General features: G+C 61.0%; 15 protein-coding genes. 10 read left to right on the plus strand and 5 right to left on the minus strand.

What is annotated here, in order from left to right; translation table 11 throughout:
• Positions 1-21 precede the first annotated feature (21 nt).
• The gene (gene recQ, locus JQ575_RS12980) at positions 22-1884 is read left to right on the plus strand and encodes a DNA helicase RecQ (protein ID WP_212033571.1); all 1863 of its coding nucleotides are present in this window, start codon (positions 22-24) and stop codon (positions 1882-1884) included.
• A 15-nt stretch (positions 1885-1899) separates the two neighbouring features.
• Here the strand turns inward: recQ and JQ575_RS12985 are convergent, their stop codons facing one another.
• Complete coding sequence (locus JQ575_RS12985) at positions 1900-2913, minus strand: 1-aminocyclopropane-1-carboxylate deaminase (protein ID WP_212033572.1); 1014 nt, start codon at positions 2911-2913, stop codon at positions 1900-1902.
• 161 nt (positions 2914-3074) lie between these two features.
• Here JQ575_RS12985 and JQ575_RS12990 point away from each other — a divergent pair, with 161 nt between their 5' ends.
• A complete protein-coding gene (locus JQ575_RS12990; RefSeq protein ID WP_212033573.1) occupies positions 3075-3539 on the plus strand; it encodes an Lrp/AsnC family transcriptional regulator in 465 nt (154 codons plus the stop codon).
• A gap of 12 nt (positions 3540-3551) precedes the next feature.
• On the opposite strand, the gene JQ575_RS12995 is transcribed toward JQ575_RS12990, so the two are convergent.
• The 3 genes from JQ575_RS12995 to JQ575_RS13005 form a co-directional block, all read right to left on the minus strand.
• Positions 3552-4817 (minus strand): S1C family serine protease, encoded by a 1266-nt coding sequence (locus JQ575_RS12995; protein ID WP_212033574.1) that lies wholly within the window; start codon positions 4815-4817, stop codon positions 3552-3554.
• A 186-nt stretch (positions 4818-5003) separates the two neighbouring features.
• On the minus strand, positions 5004-5996 hold the full coding sequence (locus JQ575_RS13000; RefSeq protein WP_212033575.1) for a tripartite tricarboxylate transporter substrate binding protein: 993 nt from the start codon (positions 5994-5996) through the stop codon (positions 5004-5006).
• Positions 5997-6152: 156 nt separating this feature from the next.
• The gene (locus tag JQ575_RS13005) at positions 6153-7415 is read right to left on the minus strand and encodes an MFS transporter (protein WP_212033576.1); all 1263 of its coding nucleotides are present in this window, start codon (positions 7413-7415) and stop codon (positions 6153-6155) included.
• Positions 7416-7619: 204 nt separating this feature from the next.
• Here JQ575_RS13005 and JQ575_RS13010 point away from each other — a divergent pair, with 204 nt between their 5' ends.
• The 7 genes from JQ575_RS13010 to JQ575_RS13040 all read left to right on the plus strand — a co-directional run bounded on the left by JQ575_RS13010 (position 7620) and on the right by JQ575_RS13040 (position 15543).
• The gene (locus JQ575_RS13010; RefSeq protein ID WP_212033577.1) at positions 7620-8642 is read left to right on the plus strand and encodes an MBL fold metallo-hydrolase; all 1023 of its coding nucleotides are present in this window, start codon (positions 7620-7622) and stop codon (positions 8640-8642) included.
• Between the two features lie 81 nt (positions 8643-8723).
• Complete coding sequence (locus JQ575_RS13015) at positions 8724-10037, plus strand: MFS transporter (protein ID WP_212033578.1); 1314 nt, start codon at positions 8724-8726, stop codon at positions 10035-10037.
• Positions 10038-10424: 387 nt separating this feature from the next.
• Positions 10425-11699: a site-specific integrase gene (locus JQ575_RS13020; RefSeq protein WP_212033579.1), complete on the plus strand. Its 1275-nt coding sequence runs from the start codon at positions 10425-10427 to the stop codon at positions 11697-11699.
• Entirely contained in the window at positions 11656-12228 is a 573-nt protein-coding gene (locus JQ575_RS13025; protein ID WP_212033580.1) for a hypothetical protein, read from the plus strand. The genes JQ575_RS13020 and JQ575_RS13025 overlap by 44 nt, the downstream gene beginning before the upstream one ends.
• Before the next feature lie 131 nt (positions 12229-12359).
• Positions 12360-12560: a helix-turn-helix transcriptional regulator gene (locus JQ575_RS46415; protein WP_409364783.1), complete on the plus strand. Its 201-nt coding sequence runs from the start codon at positions 12360-12362 to the stop codon at positions 12558-12560.
• A gap of 2 nt (positions 12561-12562) precedes the next feature.
• Complete coding sequence (locus JQ575_RS13035; RefSeq protein ID WP_212033582.1) at positions 12563-12865, plus strand: hypothetical protein; 303 nt, start codon at positions 12563-12565, stop codon at positions 12863-12865.
• Positions 12865-15543: a bifunctional DNA primase/polymerase gene (locus JQ575_RS13040; protein ID WP_212033583.1), complete on the plus strand. Its 2679-nt coding sequence runs from the start codon at positions 12865-12867 to the stop codon at positions 15541-15543. Before JQ575_RS13035 ends, JQ575_RS13040 begins: the two co-directional genes overlap by 1 nt.
• A gap of 306 nt (positions 15544-15849) precedes the next feature.
• Here JQ575_RS13040 and JQ575_RS13045 read toward each other — a convergent pair whose 3' ends face one another.
• Positions 15850-16362 carry a hypothetical protein gene (locus JQ575_RS13045; RefSeq protein WP_212033584.1) on the minus strand — a complete coding sequence of 171 codons (513 nt, stop codon included), beginning with the start codon at positions 16360-16362 and terminating at the stop codon, positions 15850-15852.
• Between the two features lie 202 nt (positions 16363-16564).
• On the opposite strand from JQ575_RS13045, the gene JQ575_RS13050 reads away from it, so the two are divergent.
• Complete coding sequence (locus JQ575_RS13050) at positions 16565-16735, plus strand: hypothetical protein (RefSeq protein WP_212033585.1); 171 nt, start codon at positions 16565-16567, stop codon at positions 16733-16735.
• The last annotated feature ends 53 nt before the right edge of the window (positions 16736-16788 follow it).

Below are 16788 nucleotides of genomic sequence, written 5' to 3' on the forward strand. Positions count from 1 at the left end.
TGACCCCGTTTTGAAGCCGATATGGAAGCAGCCCTTAACCGCAAGCCGGACAAAGCCCCTGACGCGCTGTCCGTGCTGAATTCCGTGTTCGGCCTGCCTGCCTTTCGGGGCGAGCAGGAAAAGATCGTCCGTCACGTCACTGATGGCGGCAACTGCCTGGTGCTGATGCCGACCGGCGGCGGCAAGTCGCTGTGTTACCAGCTGCCGTCATTGCTGCGCGAAGGCTGCGGCATTGTGGTGTCGCCGCTGATCGCATTGATGCGCGACCAGGTCGCCGGCCTGCTCGAAGCCGGCGTCAAAGCCGCGGTGCTGAATTCGACGCTGTCGTATGAGGAAGCCAACGCCGTGGAACAGCGGCTGTTGGGCGGCGATCTCGACGTGCTTTATGTCGCGCCAGAGCGGCTGCTGACGCCGCGCTGCCTCGGTTTGCTTGCCCGCGCCAAGATCGCGCTGTTTGCAATCGACGAGGCGCATTGCGTATCGCAATGGGGGCACGACTTCCGTCCCGAATATATTGGTCTATCCGTCATCGCCGAGCGTTTCCCCGATGTGCCGCGGATCGCCCTGACCGCCACCGCCGACGACCTGACGCGCCAGGAGATCGCCGAGCGGCTCAAACTTACCGATGCGCCGCGCTTTGTCGCCAGCTTCGACCGCCCGAATATCCGCTATGAGATCGTTGACAAGCAGAACGCGCCCGCCCAGCTCAAGGCCTTCATCAGCGAGCGCCATGCCGGCGACGCCGGCATCGTCTATTGCCTTTCGCGTGCCAAGGTCGAGGACACCGCCGCGGCATTGAACAAGGCCGGCGTACCGGCGCTGCCGTATCACGCCGGCCTCGACGCCGGTCTGCGTTCCCGCAATCAGGATCGCTTCATCAACGAGGATGGCGTCGTGATCGTCGCCACCATCGCGTTCGGCATGGGCATCGACAAGCCCGACGTGCGCTTCGTGGCGCATCTCGACCTGCCGAAGAGCATCGAGGCCTACTACCAGGAGACCGGGCGTGCGGGCCGCGACGGCAAGCCCTCCAGCGCCTGGATGGCCTATGGCCTGTCCGATATCGTGCAGCAGCGCCGCATGATCGACGAGTCCACCGGCTCGGACGCTTTCAAGCGCGTGTCGGTCGGCAAGCTCGATGCGCTGGTCGGCCTCGCGGAAACCGCGGGCTGCCGGCGCAGCCGCCTGCTCGGCTATTTCGGCGAAGCGGTCAGCGCTGGCAATTGCGGCAATTGCGATAATTGTCTTTCACCGCCACAGCTTCTCGACGGCAAGGTGATCGCGCAGAAAATATTGTCCTGCGCCTATCGCACCGGACAGCGTTTCGGCGCCATGCATCTGATCGATGTGCTGGTCGGCCGCATGACCGAGCGCGTCACGCAATTCGGCCATGACAAGATATCCGTGTTCGGCATCGGCGCCGAGCTCAACGAGAAGCAATGGCGCGCCGCGATCCGGCAAGTCGTCGCCATGGGCCACCTCCACGCCGACAGCGAGGCCTTTGGCGCCTTGAAGCTGACCGAGAGCGCGCGCGGCGTGCTGAAAGGCGAGACCGCGGTGATGCTGCGCGAGGCGCCCGCCGGCACCCGTGTTCGCGCCAGCCGGACCAAATCAAGACGCGGAGATCTGGCGCCACGGTCTACCGGAGAAGGTGCGCCCGCCGATGCCGGCTTGCAGGTCGCGCTGCGGGCCTGGCGCTCCGAGATCGCGCGCAAACGCGGCGTGCCGGCCTATGTCGTGCTGCACGATTCGACGATCGACGGCATCGCCGCCTCCCGCCCCGCGACGCTCAACCAGCTCCGCAACATCCCCGGGATCGGCGACAAGAAGCTCGAGCATTACGGCGATGAGCTGATTGAGCTGGTGAAGGCCGCGGAGCGCTAAGCACTCACCGCCGCGTTAGCCATTGCGGAACGTGTAGGCGTAGCCGTTGATCGCGGGCGCGCCGCCGAGATGGGCGTACAGCACCTTCGATCCCTTGGGGAAATAGCCCTTGTTCACGAGATCGATCATGCCCTGCATGGATTTTCCCTCGTAGACCGGGTCGGTGATCATGCCTTCGAGCCGGCCGCAAAGCCGGATTGCTTCCTTGGTCTCTTCCGAGGGCACGCCATAGGCGGGGTAGGCGTAGTCTTCGATCAGCACGACGTCGTCCTCCACGATCTCCTTGCCCAGTTCAACCAGGGAGGCCGTGTTGCGGGCGATATCCAGCACCTGGGCCTTGGTTTGGGCCGGGGTGAAGGAGGCGTCGATGCCGATCACCTTGCGCGCGCGGCCGTCCTTGGCAAATCCGACCAGCATGCCGGCATGGGTAGAGCCGGTGACGGTGCAGACCACGATATAATCGAAGGCGAAGCCGAGTTCCTTTTCCTGGGCGCGGACCTCTTCGGCGAAGCCGACATAACCGAGCCCGCCATATTTGTGCACGGACGCGCCCGCCGGGATTGGATAAGGCTTGCCGCCCTTCGCCTTCACGTCCGCGATCGCTTCTTCCCAGCTCTGGCGAATGCCGATGTCAAATCCTTCATCGACCAGCTGAACGTCGGCGCCCATCACGCGGCTGAGCAGGATGTTGCCGACGCGGTCGTAGACGGCGTCTTCATGCGGCACCCAGCTTTCCTGCACCAGGCGGCATTTCATGCCGATCTTGGCGGCGACTGCCGCGACCATGCGGGTATGATTGGATTGCACGCCGCCGATCGAGACCAGCGTATCGGCGTTGGAAGCGATCGCGTCGGGCACGATGTATTCGAGCTTGCGCAGCTTGTTGCCGCCGAAGGCGAGCCCCGAATTGCAATCCTCGCGCTTGGCGTAGAGTTCGACCTCGCCGCCGAGATGCTCCGTCAGCCGCTCCAGCTTCTCGATATGGGTCGGCCCGAAGGTCAGCGGATAGCGTTCGAATTTTTCCAGCATGTCGTCATCCCCGTTGATGTCTGATCTCGCGGGAACGCCTATCATCAGACGACGGAAAGGTGCTCTCTAAGTTGCTTCCGAATTTTGAGAGACTGGTTGATCGATGGGTCATAAATGGTATTTTTCGTCCATCTATTGGCAATTTTATGAGAGATTCTTCCGTGAGCACCCAACTGGACCGCATCGACCTCAAGATGTTGCGTTTGCTGCAGAATAACGGGCGGCTCAGCAATGCCGAGCTGGCCGAAGCGGTCGGGGTCAGCCCGGCTACCTGTCATCGCCGCACCCAGCGCCTGCTCGACGACGGGTTTGTCAGCACGGTCCGCGCCATGGTGGCGCCGCGCAAGGTCGGCAAGGGTGCGCTGGTCATGGTTGGCGTCGTGCTGGACCGCTCCACGCCGGAAAGTTTTGCGTCGTTCGAGCGGGCGATCGCGAAACTGAAATTCGTTCTCGACTGCCACCTGGTGGCCGGCGATTTCGATTACTTTCTCAAGATCCGCGTCGGCGACATGGAAGATTTCAACCGCATCCATGGCGAGCAGCTGATCGCGCTGCCCGGCGTGCGCCAGACGCGAACCTTTTTCGTCATGAAGGAAGTCGTCGACAACGCGCCGCTGGATTTTTGAAAGCGCGCGGGATCACTCGCTTGATTTTTTCGCGCTCGCGCTCTGTTCGGTCGCCGTGCAGGAAATCAGCAGCGTGAACGCCCTTGCGTTGCGCGCGATGTCGGACGTCTTCAGCTCGGCCTTTGCCTCGACGGCGGTTTGGTAGGGCACGACGCTGTTGTCCAGAAAGTCCCGCAGCGCGCCGGTCTTGATCGCGAAATTGATGTTCTCGGGGATGTTGCCGGTCGCCCTGGCAACTTTCAGCGCATTGAGTTTTGCTGCAACCACTCCGGCGATCGTGCCGCTGGTGTCCAGCAGCGGCCCGCCGCTGTTGCCGGGCTGAACCGCCGCGCTGATCTGCAAGAAGCGGGTATCGTTCATGATGCCGCTCAGGGAACTGACAATCCCGGTAGTGACCGTGAAATCCGAGGACAACAGGCCGTGGAACGGATAGCCGATTGCAACGACGCTATCGCCCGAATGGATTGCCTTGCCCTGAATTGTCGCCACTTCCTTGAAGGCGTTCGGCGCCTGCAGCAAGGCCAGATCGTTGGTTTCATCGCTTGAAACGAGCCGCAGCTTGACCGGGGCCTCGCCGGTCAAATTTCCGAGGATGTCGCCAACGCAGCCATTGATCACGTGCTGATTGGTGACAACGTGCCCGGTGCTGACGACGAAGCCGGTACCCGTTTGGTTGACAGATCTGCCGCCCTTCGGCGGCGCGGCGTTCGATTGTGCCGGCCCGGCCGCCGCGACTTGCTTCGGGGCGACCGCGAACTCGCCGGCGGCAGCAACGCCGCCTTTCTTGACGGTAGCCACGCAATTGGCGAGCGCGGGCAACAATTGCGCGGTCTGATCGAGCTTGAACTGGAAAAGCTGCCCTTGCGTAAAGGCCGTCATCGTCTTGGCCTTGCGGAATTGCGCAATGAGCGCCGAGTTATCCGGCATCGGCACCTGGAGCGTTTTGTCGGAGAGCGGGACACCATGGACGTTGAATGCCGCCTGACCGTCAAACGTTAGCGCTATCGGGAACGCTTGCGCGTTCGAAAACGCCCATCCGTCGTGGGCAAACCCCAGACTCCATCCCGCTTTATTGTCGATCGTGACGGCAAAATAGATGCCGCTGGCGTATTGCGCGCCCGCAGCGCAATGCGTGAAAGCGCCGCTCTGGTCGTGGGTATAGGCTCCGCCCTTCCAGTTACCGACATTGATGGTGCCATAGGGGCCGCGGGCATCCGAGGTTGAAAGCGAGGCAATCAGGCAGAACGCGGCAACAATTGCTTTGATAGCAAATTTCATTTCGATCCACTCAAATGAGCGTCCATCATAAGAGCCGTTGAAATCAAACGGCAAGCGCTGCGCGAATCTTGAGCGCCGCATCACCGCGACCGGCGCGAAGTGCAGCCAAAGCCCCCACAAGTTCCCATTTTGTTCTTTCAACTCCAGGGTGTCAACCCGGAAATTGGACCAAGTGGCGCGCGCCGCCTACTTCGCTTCGCTGGCCTTGATGCCGGAGCTTTCGACGAGCTTTGCCACCCGTGGCAGGTCGGCGGCGAACAGGCGTGCATGCGCCTCGGGCGTCAACTCGTTCTCAGGGAATGGCAGGGTGCCGAGCTGCGTCAGCTTCTCCAGCAGCACCGGATCAGCCAGCGCCTTGCGGAGTGCCGAATTCAGCGCGCCGACGGTTTCCTTGGGCGTGCCCTTGGCCACGTAGAGGCCATGCCACATCGTGTAGCTGACCTCGGGCATGCCGAGTTCGGCGGTGGTCGGCACGTCTTTCAACTGTTCCAGCCGTTTTGGCGACGTAATGGCGATGCCGTGCAGCGTTCCGGCTTGAATCTGCGGCAGCGCGTTGGTCACCTGGTCCCACAGCAGATCGATCTGCCCGGCCAGCATATCGCCAATCGCCGGACCTGACCCGCGATAAGCCACGACGGTCGGTTTGAAGCCGAGCACATTGCCCATCATCACTGCGCACAAGTGACTGTTGGTGCCGATGCCACCATGCGCGAAGTTCGCCTTGTCGCCCTGCGCCTTGATCCACGCCACATAATCCTTGGGTCCCGCGCCCGGAATGGATTTGCGGCCGATCAGGACCATCGGCGCGTTGTTGACGAGGCCGACCGCCTCGAATGCGGTTGCCGTGTCGTAGCGCAGATTGATGAACAGGCTGGGCGCCGCCAGCAGCGCGACGTGATTGATCAGGATGGTGGAGCCGTCAGGCGCCGATCGGGCAACGCGGTCGTTGGCCAGCGTGCTGCCGCCTCCGACCACGTTCTCGATGATGACGCTCTGGCCGAGCGTGCCCGACATCCGCTCGCCGATGAGACGTGCCACGGTATCGGTGCCGCCGCCTGCCGCATAAGGCACTACCAGCGTGATCGTCTTGGAGGGCGATTGCGCTTGGGCCTGCGTCACAAACGCGCCAAGCAAGAGGCCAAAGCCCGTAAGCGCGCTTCTAAAATGCCGATTGATCACGACGGCGTCCCTCCCTGGTTTTTCTTGTCATGCCGCATGTTTGCGGTCGTGAACGCGCTTGCGAAGCCGCACTGCAGCAAGCAGCGCCGCCTCGCATGGCGTCAGATCATGCTGATTGTGCGTCAGCAAATCAAATACAAAGCGATACAGGAATTCCTAATGCGCCGGGCTCAATGTCGGGCGCTGATAGCGAAGCCATATGACGGCGGCGGCGGCGGCCAGCATCAGCAGCACCGAAAACCAGTTGAGCGGATGCCAGCCCCAGCGATCCTGCAGAAACCCCGCCATGAAGCTCGACGTCGCGGTGGTGCTGAACACCAGGAGATCGTTGAGCGCCTGGGTCTTGCCGCGCTCGCTCGGGCGGTAGCAAGTCGTCACGACAGTCGTGGCGCCGACGAACAGGAAATTCCAGCCGACGCCGTTGACCGTGAGGGCGATCCGGAAATTCCATTCGGTCAGCCCGGCGAGCGCGGCAGCAACGCCGGCCAGCATCAGCGCGACGCCCCAGGCCATCACAGTCGTGGCGCCGTACCGGTTGATCAGATTGCCGGTGAAGAACGACGGCACGAACATGCCGAGCACATGCATGAAGATGACCCAGTGGGCTTCCGCATGCGGAAACCCGCAGCCGACGATCGCCAGCGGCGACGCGCTCATGATGAAGGACATCGTGCCGAACGCCAGCATGCCGGCGATGACTGAGGCGATGAAGCGCGGCTGGCTGGCAATCACCCACAGGGGACGCGGAGGCGCTGCGACCTCCGCGGCACCGGCGGCCGACGCCGCCGTCGCGAGCGAGGGGAAAGTGATGAAGGACATTACGGTGAAGACGATCACATGCAGGCCGAGGATGGCGGCATAGGTCGCAAGATACAGCGGCATCACCAGATCGTGCGTCACGCGCACGAGGCTGGGGCCGATCACCGCAGCGGCGACGCCGCCGGCCGTGACCCACGAGATCGCCTTGGCGCGGTAATGGATCGGCACCAATTCCGCCGCGGCAAACCGGTACATCTGCAGGCAGGCTACCGCGTAGCCGAGGATGAGACCGCCGGCGCACATGACGGCAAAGTTCGCGGTGTACAGTCCGGTACACATGATGATGGCGCCGGCCATGCCGAACAGCGAGCCGACGCGAAAGCCGATGCTGCGGCCGACCCGCTGCATCAGGAGCGCCGCCGGGAATACCCAGATCATGACGCCGAGGTGCTGCATCGTGACCGGCAGGTTGGCGAGCTCGGGATGGTGATAGAAGGTGATGACGGACAGCCCCGTCGCCGCAAACATCATGGTGTTGCAGGACTGGCCGACCGCCTGGCAGCCTGCCAGCAGCAGGAGGTTGCGACGCGCGCGCCGGTCGAGATCCTGCGCGGGATCCGCTTCCGGCTTGAGCCCTGATTGGGGGTTCAGTGCATCCATTATTGTTTTTTGCCCAACAGACCTCGGGAGACGTCGCGCGTCGCCGAGCGCGCGAGGCCGCACGTCACCTTCTCTAGGAAAAATCGCTCCCGCTCAAGGCCAAGGCGGAAGATTTTGCTGCCCAGGCCCGCATGGGAGGCATGAAAATCCCCTGGGCGTTGCTGACCCGGCGAAATCGCGTAAGCTATGCGGCAGGGGAAACGAATGTCCGATGATCTGAAATTCACGGTCCAGCGTCCGCCGGCCTATGGCGAATTGACCGACGTGCTGCCCGGATTGTTCTGGGTGCGGCTGCCGATGCCGACGATTCCCAATCACGTCAATTGCTGGCTGCTCGACGACGGTCCGGGATGGACGCTGGTCGATTGCGGGCTGAACACCGACGACAGTTTTGAGATCTGGGACAAGCTCTGGCGCGGGCTATTGCGCGCCCGCCCGCTGCAGAACCTCACCTTCACGCATGCCCATCTCGATCATTTCGGCCTCGCCGGATATCTGGTGAAGGAATTGAAATGCACGGTGCGCATGCCGCTTGCCGAATGGCTCAGTGGCTGGAAGATGTGGCATGAGCGCGAAGACGGTCCGGACGAGCATTTTGCCGCCTTCATGAAGCGGAACGGCGCCTCCGACGAGGACGCCGCCGGGATCATCCAGGCGCAGCGCCCATCGAAATATCCTGGCCTGCGGCCGCCGCGCGAATTCATTCGCATCCGGGACGGCGATGTGATCGCCATGGGGAAGCGCGAGTGGCTGACGATCACGGCGGGCGGCCATTCGCCCGAGCATGCGATGTTCTATTGCGAGAGCGACAAGCTCCTGATCGCCGGCGACCAGATCCTGTCGCACATGGCGCCGTCGGTGATCGTGCCGTCGGCGCAGCCGGAAGCCAACCCGATGAAGGAGTATCTGGAGGCGCTGACGCGGCTCGAGGCGCTGTCGCCGGATACCCTGGTGCTGCCGTCGCACGGCCTGCCGTTTCGCGGACTGCATGCCCGGCTGGCACGGCTGCGCGAACATCACCAGGCGCGGCTCGACGACGTGGCATCCGTCGTGTCAGGCAAGACGAATGCGTTCGCGATCGCGCAGGAAGTTTTTCCGCGGGTGCTGTACGCCAATCCGCGCCAGGCTTTTGGCGAGTCGCTCGCGCATCTGAACATGCTGGCTTCGATTGGCAGGTTGACGCGCGATGTCGATGCTAATGGTGCGATCAGCTTCGCACCGGCGTAACACAACGTGCCTTCAGCAACCGAGCCGAATTCTCGCAACCCATCAGCCCGCCTGCTTCACTCGAAGGGGTGGCAGATCGCGATGATCGGGCTGGGCACGGCGACGGCGCAACTCGACACGTCAGTCAATATTGCCTTCCCTGCCATCACCCGCGGCTTCGAACTTTCGATCGGCGACATCCAGTGGGTGGTGATCTGCTACGTCCTGACCTACGCCAGCCTGCTGCTGGCGCTCGGGCGCATCGGCGACACCATCGGCCACGCGGTCGTCTACCGGGCCGGCCTGATCTGCAGCGCGGTGGCGTTGCTGCTGGTCAGCTGTGCGCCCAGCTACGGCGCGATGCTGGTGTTTCGCTGCCTGCAGGGGATCGGGGCGGCACTGGTGATGAGCTGCGGCGTGGCACTGGTGACGTCGCTCTACGGCGAGGAGCGACGCAGCCGGGCGCTCGGCATCTATACAATGATGATGGCATTGGGCTGGATGCTCGGTCCCCTGCTCGGCGGCGCTTTGACGGCGATCTGGGATTGGCCTGCGGTTTTCTGGTTCCGGATTCCCATCGCGATCGCGGCGCTGCTGCTGCTCCGCGGCCTGCCCATGGCGCCGCCGCGCCTGACAAGCGAACGCTTTGACATTCTGAGCGGCATCGCATTGGCGCTGGGCCTGGTGACCATGCTGATGGCGATCAACCGCATCAGAGAGTTCTCGGCCGTCTGGCTCGGATTGTTATCCGTCGTGGCGTTTGCAGGTTTTACTTTCCGCCAATCCCGCGCGGAACGTCCGATCATCGCAATGGACGTACTCAAACTCCCGGGCTTTGCGCTGCTCAATCTCGTCAGCGTGCTGGCCAATCTCGCAGCCTTTTCGGTCTGGCTCCTGGTGCCCTATTATCTGGCACGAATGCCCGGCTACACTCTGATGGAGGGTGGCGCCATCCTGGCCGCTGGCGCGGCCGGCGCTGCACTGGCAGCGCCGATCGGTGGCCGTCTCACCGGGCGGCTATTCTCATCGGAGCGGCTGGCCATCGCAGGTGCCGCCATCATTGGCGCCGGGCTTCTGCTGCTGGGCGCATGGACGGCGCAGACCCCGACAGCGCTGCGGGTGACAGGGCTGATCGTGCAGGGTATCGGCCTCGGCCTGTTCCAGCTCGCCTATTCGGACATCGTGACGGCAACCCTTCCGCTGACGGAGCGCGGCGTTGCCGGCAGCCTGGCGCTGCTCACGAGAACGCTCGGCACGGTGACCGCGGCATCGGTTTTCTTTCTGGTGTTCGAAATCCTGCAAGCGACGCACGGCTTCTTTGAAGCCTTCCAGCAGACGTTTCAGCTGGCAGCGGTACTGGCATTTGTCGCGGCGGGGCTGTTGATGCTTGCACCGCGCAAGATCGGCAAGGCGTAGACACGCTCAATCCGGCGACACCAGCAGCCACGCCAAATAGCCGTAATAGCCGGTCGCGCCCAGCGCGATGGCGAGCGCAAGGCCGGCGATGAACTCGGTCGTGGCAGACTTCGACGCCTTCATCCGCCAATAAGACGAATGCTCCGGCGTTGGTTCCGAAGCGCAAGCGAAGGCGGGTGGCGGAGAGAGTGGCCGCCTTCTTAGCGTTCGGCAAGCCCCGAAGAGGCCCGAATAAGACCGGCGGCAAGACTACAAAAACCCTTGCGCTGCAGTGATTTCCGCCCTTGCAGTCCCCCGTTTTTGCCCGATATTGGTCGGTAGGCACCGGCACGGCTGAGCCGGGAGTCGAGCCGGGGGTCTGGAACCGAGGCGGGAAGGGCAATTGCGATGGCGTTGACAACGCGGCAGGTCGCTAAACTCACAGAGCCGGGCCGCTACGGCGACGGTAGGGGCCTCTACCTCCAAGTTACACCGACCGGCGGCCGCTCCTGGCTGCTTCGCTATGAGCGCGGGGGACGCGAACGCGCGATGGGCCTGGGGCCGGTCAATGACTTCACGTTGGACGAAGCCCGCGAGCGAGCCCGTAAGGCGCGGCAGCTGCTGAAGGATGGAATCGATCCGCTCGATGCCCGCAGGGATGAACGTGCCAGGCAGAGTGCGGAGAAGGCCCTGGCGGCTGCCGCGAACGTCTCCTTTCGGGAATGCGTAGAGCAATACTACAAGTTCCACTCACGCAAATGGAACAATGCCAAGCACGCCGCGCAATTTCTCTCGACAATGAAGATGTACACTTATCCGGCGCTCGGAAAGCTGCCGGTCGCAGCGATCGACAAGGCCTTGGTTCTGAAAGCGATCGAGCCGATCTGGTACAGCAAGACGGAGACCGCCAGTCGGGTTCGAGGCCGTATTGAAGCCGTTCTCGATTTCGCGAAGACACGCGGCTATCGCAGCGGCGAAAATCCTGCCGCCTGGGACGGCAACTTGATCCACGCCCTGCCTGCGCGCAATACGATTGCGAAGGTCGAACATCACGCGGCGCTTCCCTTTACCGAGATGCCCAAGTTTATGTCTCAACTGGCTGCCCGCGAAGGTATAGCCGCGAGAGCTTTGGAGTTCACAATCCTAAATGCCGCCCGGACCGGCGAAGTCATCGGCGGCCGCTGGCCTGAGATGAATCTGGATGCGAAGCTGTGGACCATCCCGGCCGGACGCATGAAGGCCAAGACAGAGCATCGCGTGCCCCTAACGAGCCGCGCGCTCAAAATTCTGGAAGCTCTACCGCGTGAGGGAGATTTTGTGTTCCCCGGCAGCCGCAAGGGCGTTGCGATCTCAAATATGGCGATGGCCGAGGTGCTGAAACGGATGGGCCGACTCGACATTACCGTTCACGGCTTCCGATCAACATTTCGAGATTGGGCGGCAGAACGGACCAGTTATCCTAATCATGTAGTCGAAATGGCATTGGCTCATGTGATTGGAAACAAAGTGGAGGCTGCCTATCGACGCGGCGACTTATTCGTCAAGCGCGCGCGCCTGATGGCCGATTGGGCTCGGTATTGCTTGACGAGGCCGGTGGACACGGCGGAGAGTAATGTCATGCCGATACGGAGGCAGGACAATGACCCGGAAGGAACCGAACCGCGGGCGACAAGCAGCCACTAAGCTGGCGGCGGCACGAGACACCGCGAAGCTGGAGTCGTTCCGATCGACCTTGCGCCGCGCGCGCTTCAATAAGTCGATGGGCACGTTTGCTGACAAGGAGTTCGCAACCAAGGACTCCCGCGTGAAGGCAGCCTATGCCGAGGCCAAAATGCGCTCAACCAACGCTTGGAAATCCGAATTTCAACAAGACCTCGCGCGCGCCGCAACTTACCTCCCGACGACAAAGCCAGCTACGCGAGATGACAAGAGCGCGCTGGCCGACTTTCTCAAGCCACTGAATAAGTTACTTAAGGGGCGTCTGCGCCGAGGGGATCCGCTCCCAAGGTCGGCGGAGCGCGCAGCGGCCCATCTGGTCCGGGAGCGCCTAAAGTTTTTGCGCGAAAAAAGCGGCAAAGAGCGGATAACGCGGAAATCGGGGATGCCTGCTAAGTTGATTGCCGAGGCCATCAAGGATGTTTCATTGCAACTCAAAGCTCCACTGGCGAAGATTAGCGCTGCTAGCGTGTCCAGGTTGGTTTACAAAAAATAGGCGCAACAATACCCCCCGATTTATAACCGCCAAACAACCCCCGTTTTCCGCTTTAGTCCGATTTGACCCGCCGAGTCACGCGGGGTGAAATCGGAGCAAGGAACGTGATATCCCCTAATAGTCTCAACCGAATGTACCGCTGGCGTGATTTGCCGCCTTTCGTTGGGTTACGAAAAACCGCCATCGAAGAGCTAATCAAGGCCGGGGAATTTCCCAAACCGGTGCCGTTGAGCAATTCCGGCCGAGCCGTCGCATGGCTAGAAGCCGATCTAATTGCGTGGCAGACCGCTCGCATCGCAGTCCGCAATACCATGCAGCATGATCGGCAATGACAATGTCGAACTACCACACCTCGGCTGGCAGCGAAGACGCGGCGAAGACAGCAATTGCAGCAGGCAATCTTAGCCCACAAGGGCAAAAACGAGCCAACCTCGACGTCAATGCCGCGATCGCCGGATATCAAAACAGCAATCTGATAACCGCCTACGCTGATGCATCGAGGAAACGGATCGCTTGCCGCTGTCGCTGTTCAAGGCTGCTTTTTAATAACGTTGTCGATCTCGATTGGGCGCCGTTCGAGCTGACGCTGAATCATTCGATACTGCCGGAAGTACTGTCCTCAGCGGGAGGCCGCTGATGCATGGCAAGATCAATGATACCGGCGCCGACCCGCCAATGCTGGCAGCGGCACTCTCATATGCTGCGTGCGGGTGGTACGTTTTTCCCGCGCATAAATCCGGCGAGAAGAGATCCCACAAATCCGGGGCGAAAACCCCGAGTAAGCTGCCATGGGGCATGTCTGTCGACTCGGAAGAGATCCGTGCCGACTTTGCGACATTCAAAGGCTGCAACGTCGCTATCGTAACCGGCGAAGTGTCCGGCCTGTTCGTTCTCGAATGCGATACCAAGGCCGGCCACGACGTTGATGGCGCTGCGAGTCTAACCGGGTGGGAGAAGGCTAATGGCGAGCTGCCGCCGACGTTGATGGCAATCAGCCCGACCGGGAGTGTGCATCGGTACTTCAGCCACCCCGGCCCCGGGATCAAAGTTTGGAATAGCAACAATACCGTTGGGCCCGGCGTCGACTGTAAAGGCGATGGCGGGATGGTGATTGCGCCACCGTCAGTGCGTCCCGACAAAATAGATAAGCCCGGTGGTGTCTACCGCTGGCTGAATGAAGGACAGCCGATCGCCGATGCCCCGCAGGCGCTACTCGCCATCGTCTGCAACCAGTCAACCAAGGGATCGAGCGAAGCACCGGAGCCCCGTGAAGCACCGAAACCCGATAATGAGTGGTCCGACTTCTCCGACAGATATAATGAGTCGTCGAGGGGCGCGAGCAGCGGCAGATGGCGCCTCTTCAACAACAAACTCCTTCAGATTTTGCCCGTATGGTTTCCCTTGCTGTATTCTCCCGATGGAGCCAGGCCATACCAGACCGGCTATCGCGTCACCAGCAAATGGTTGGGGCGCGACCTCCAAGAGGATCTCTCGGCCCTTCCATTCGGCATCTATGATTTCGGGCTCGAAAAAGGGTTTACCCCGATCGACCTCGTCATGGCGCGGATGCAAGTTGATTTCACAAAGGCCGTCGCCTGGTTATCCGGCACGGCGGGCATCGTTGTGGATGAAGACGACGGGATAGGCGAAGACGATGAAGATTCAGAAGGAGGAAGCGACGACGACGATGACGATGCGGTGGACGACAAAGGCGATGCGAGCCGCGACAATCGTTGGAGTAACGCCGAAGAACGCGACGCAAACGAGGCTCCGGTTGCCAATAAGTTGCCGGTCATCCAAATAACCCCGCGAATCTCAGTCCTGACCTCAGCCGCCCAGACGATGTTGATCAATGCCAAGGTACCGTTTTATCAACGCGGTGGCGAGTTGGTTCGCCCCATCATCAGGACCGTCAAAGCGGCACACGGTCATTTAACCAAAACGGCACAATTGAGAGCGATCACGCCTATCTACATGCGCGACACGATTTGTCGTCACTCGATCTGGAAGAGGTACGATAAGCGCGCGAATAAGTGGAACCGGGCCACGCCGCCGCTGAACGTGGCAGAGACGTTGCTGGCCCGTGACGGAATCTGGGCCTTTCCGGAAATTGCGGGTGTGATTGCAACTCCGACGATGAGACCGGACGGTACGCTTCTGACCAAGCAAGGCTACGACCCGACGACACGGCTGCTGCTGATCGAACCGCCAAAAATGCCACCTATCCCTGATAATCCTACGCGCCAAGATGCACTGGAGGCCCTGGCCCTCCTTACGGACTTGATCCGGGAATCTCCTTTCGTCGATGGAGTGGCAAAATCGGTGGCGCTCTCTGGTCTTATTACGCCGGTCGTCCGTGCAGCTTTTCCCGTCGCCCCGCTGCACGCATCATCAGCCCCCGTTGCTGGAACGGGCAAAAGTTTTCTGTGGGATCTGGCCGCCGCTATCTCATCGGGACAGCGGCGCATTCCCGTTATCGCGGCCAGCAATGACGAAGAGACTGAAAAACGCCTTGTCGGTGTGATGCTAAGCGGACAGCCGCTGATAAGCATCGATAATCTCAATGGCGAACTGAAGGGCGACTTTTTGTGTCAGGCGGTCGAGCAACACTTTCTTGATATCCGTCCACTTGGCCGCTCTGTCATAGCTCGAATCGAAACGGGCGGCGTCACGATTTTTGCCTCAGGCAACAATATTTCTATTGTAGGTGACCTATGTCGGCGCACCATAAAGTCGAGATTGAACGCCAAGATGGAGAACCCGCAGCTACGACAATACGAGGGGGATCCGATTTCAAAAATCTTGGAAGATCGCGGCAGATACATCGCCGCCTGCTTGACGATTTGTCGAGCCTACATTGTTGCCGGTAGACCCAGCTTAGCTCCGCGGCTGGCATCGTTTCAGGGCTGGTCCGACACGGTGCGCTCAGCATTGATCTGGCTCGGTGAGGACGATCCAGTTAAATCAATGGAGTCGCAACGTGCCGAAGATCCTCAGCGCGTGGCACTGAGCGACGTAGTCAGAGCGTGGTCGCAGATTATTGGGATCGGATTTGAAAGGCGGGTGACGCTCGCCCATGCAACAGCCAAGGCGGCCGAGCGGGACTACGGGGACCTCAGGCATCCTAAATTTCATGCCGCTCTGCTCGCCGCCATGTCCATGATAAAGGGCGGCAATTCATATGGATCGAATATCGATATGACGACCCTTGGCAGATGGTTTAAAATGAACAAAGAACGCATTGTCGATGGTCATTGTCTAATGAACCAATCAAACGAAAAGGGCGTCGCAACCTGGTGGGTAGAGGCGGCATGACCTGAAGTCTCCCGGCCACCTTGGGGGGCAACGGGGGCAACGGGGGCAAAAACAACCCTTCATGTGAAGTTTGGCGCCAAATTATCTAGACCGGAGAGAGATTGCTCCCTGTTGCCCCTGTTGCCCCCGGTGGCGGGAGAGATGAGTCGCCCGACCGATCCACTGTCGCCACCATCGTGCAGGCACAACGACTTTGCGTTGCTACTCTCAATGGCGCAGCAGTCAGGTGACGAATGCACCGGCTTGACTCGTGTAATCCGACGCGCACGAGGGGCATGCCAACTTGACGGCCAATCCTGGCGGAGGTCATTCTCTAATAGATCCGTCTGGGGTTGCACCTCCCGGCGCTGCGTCGAGAATGCCGTCCTCGCCTACCGGCAACGACTCATCCGCAAGCAACAACATCTCGGGATCGTTGATCGTCGCCAAGAACAGCGACGCCGCCTGATCCACAGCCATGCCATCTTCAATGAGCAGGTTTCGGTTCACCTTGATGTTGGCATTGACGCTGACGGCGCTGAGGTGGGGGTGAAGAAATGGCGCCGCGTCGACCGCGCATTTCTGGGCCTTCTCCTTGAATGAACCCAGTTCCTTCATGGCGCTAATCAACTCTTCCGGCGTCTTGCTGTGCTCAGCAAGGTCCTTGAGCAGATCGGCCAATATCGTCTCCGCCTCCGAGTGATAGAAGCGCATGTTCTGGAGCATGACCTCAAGCGGAGTGATTCCGGCGGCTAAGGCCTCGTCTGCGATGTTCCGCAGAGCTGCTGTCCTGGCGTTGATGCCGCCTTTTTTTGCGACCCGCATTTGGTTGATAGCCACCAAACGTTCCCATTAGTTTTTCCTAGATTGGTCTTTCTTCAGGACGGAGGCGAACCCGCGCGGGCACCGCATCGGTAGCATCACTGGTCGGCTAGCAGGTTTAGCCGCCCGCACTTTAGCTTAATTCTCCCGTATCTAACAGGGACCGCTTCCAGTCGTCGCGACCAACCTGCTGCCGCTGCCAACAACGGAAGGCGGAGAAGTGTTCGACCACCTCGTCGACGAGCGCAAGCAGGCCTGCCGGTACTCAACGGGTCAAAACGCTGCACTGATTGCCCCGAAATCCAACTTCCGCTTTACACCCGAAAGCGGACTCCACCCGGGCATCACGCCATGTCTGAAAGGTGCCGATTTTGTTGCAAAAGTCAGTTGAGACAGGCCGCGAAGCGTGATTCCGTTGTGATGACGCGATTCTCGGTGAGGTCG

Source organism: Bradyrhizobium sp. JYMT SZCCT0428, assembly GCF_018131075.1.
GTDB lineage: Bacteria > Pseudomonadota > Alphaproteobacteria > Rhizobiales > Xanthobacteraceae > Bradyrhizobium.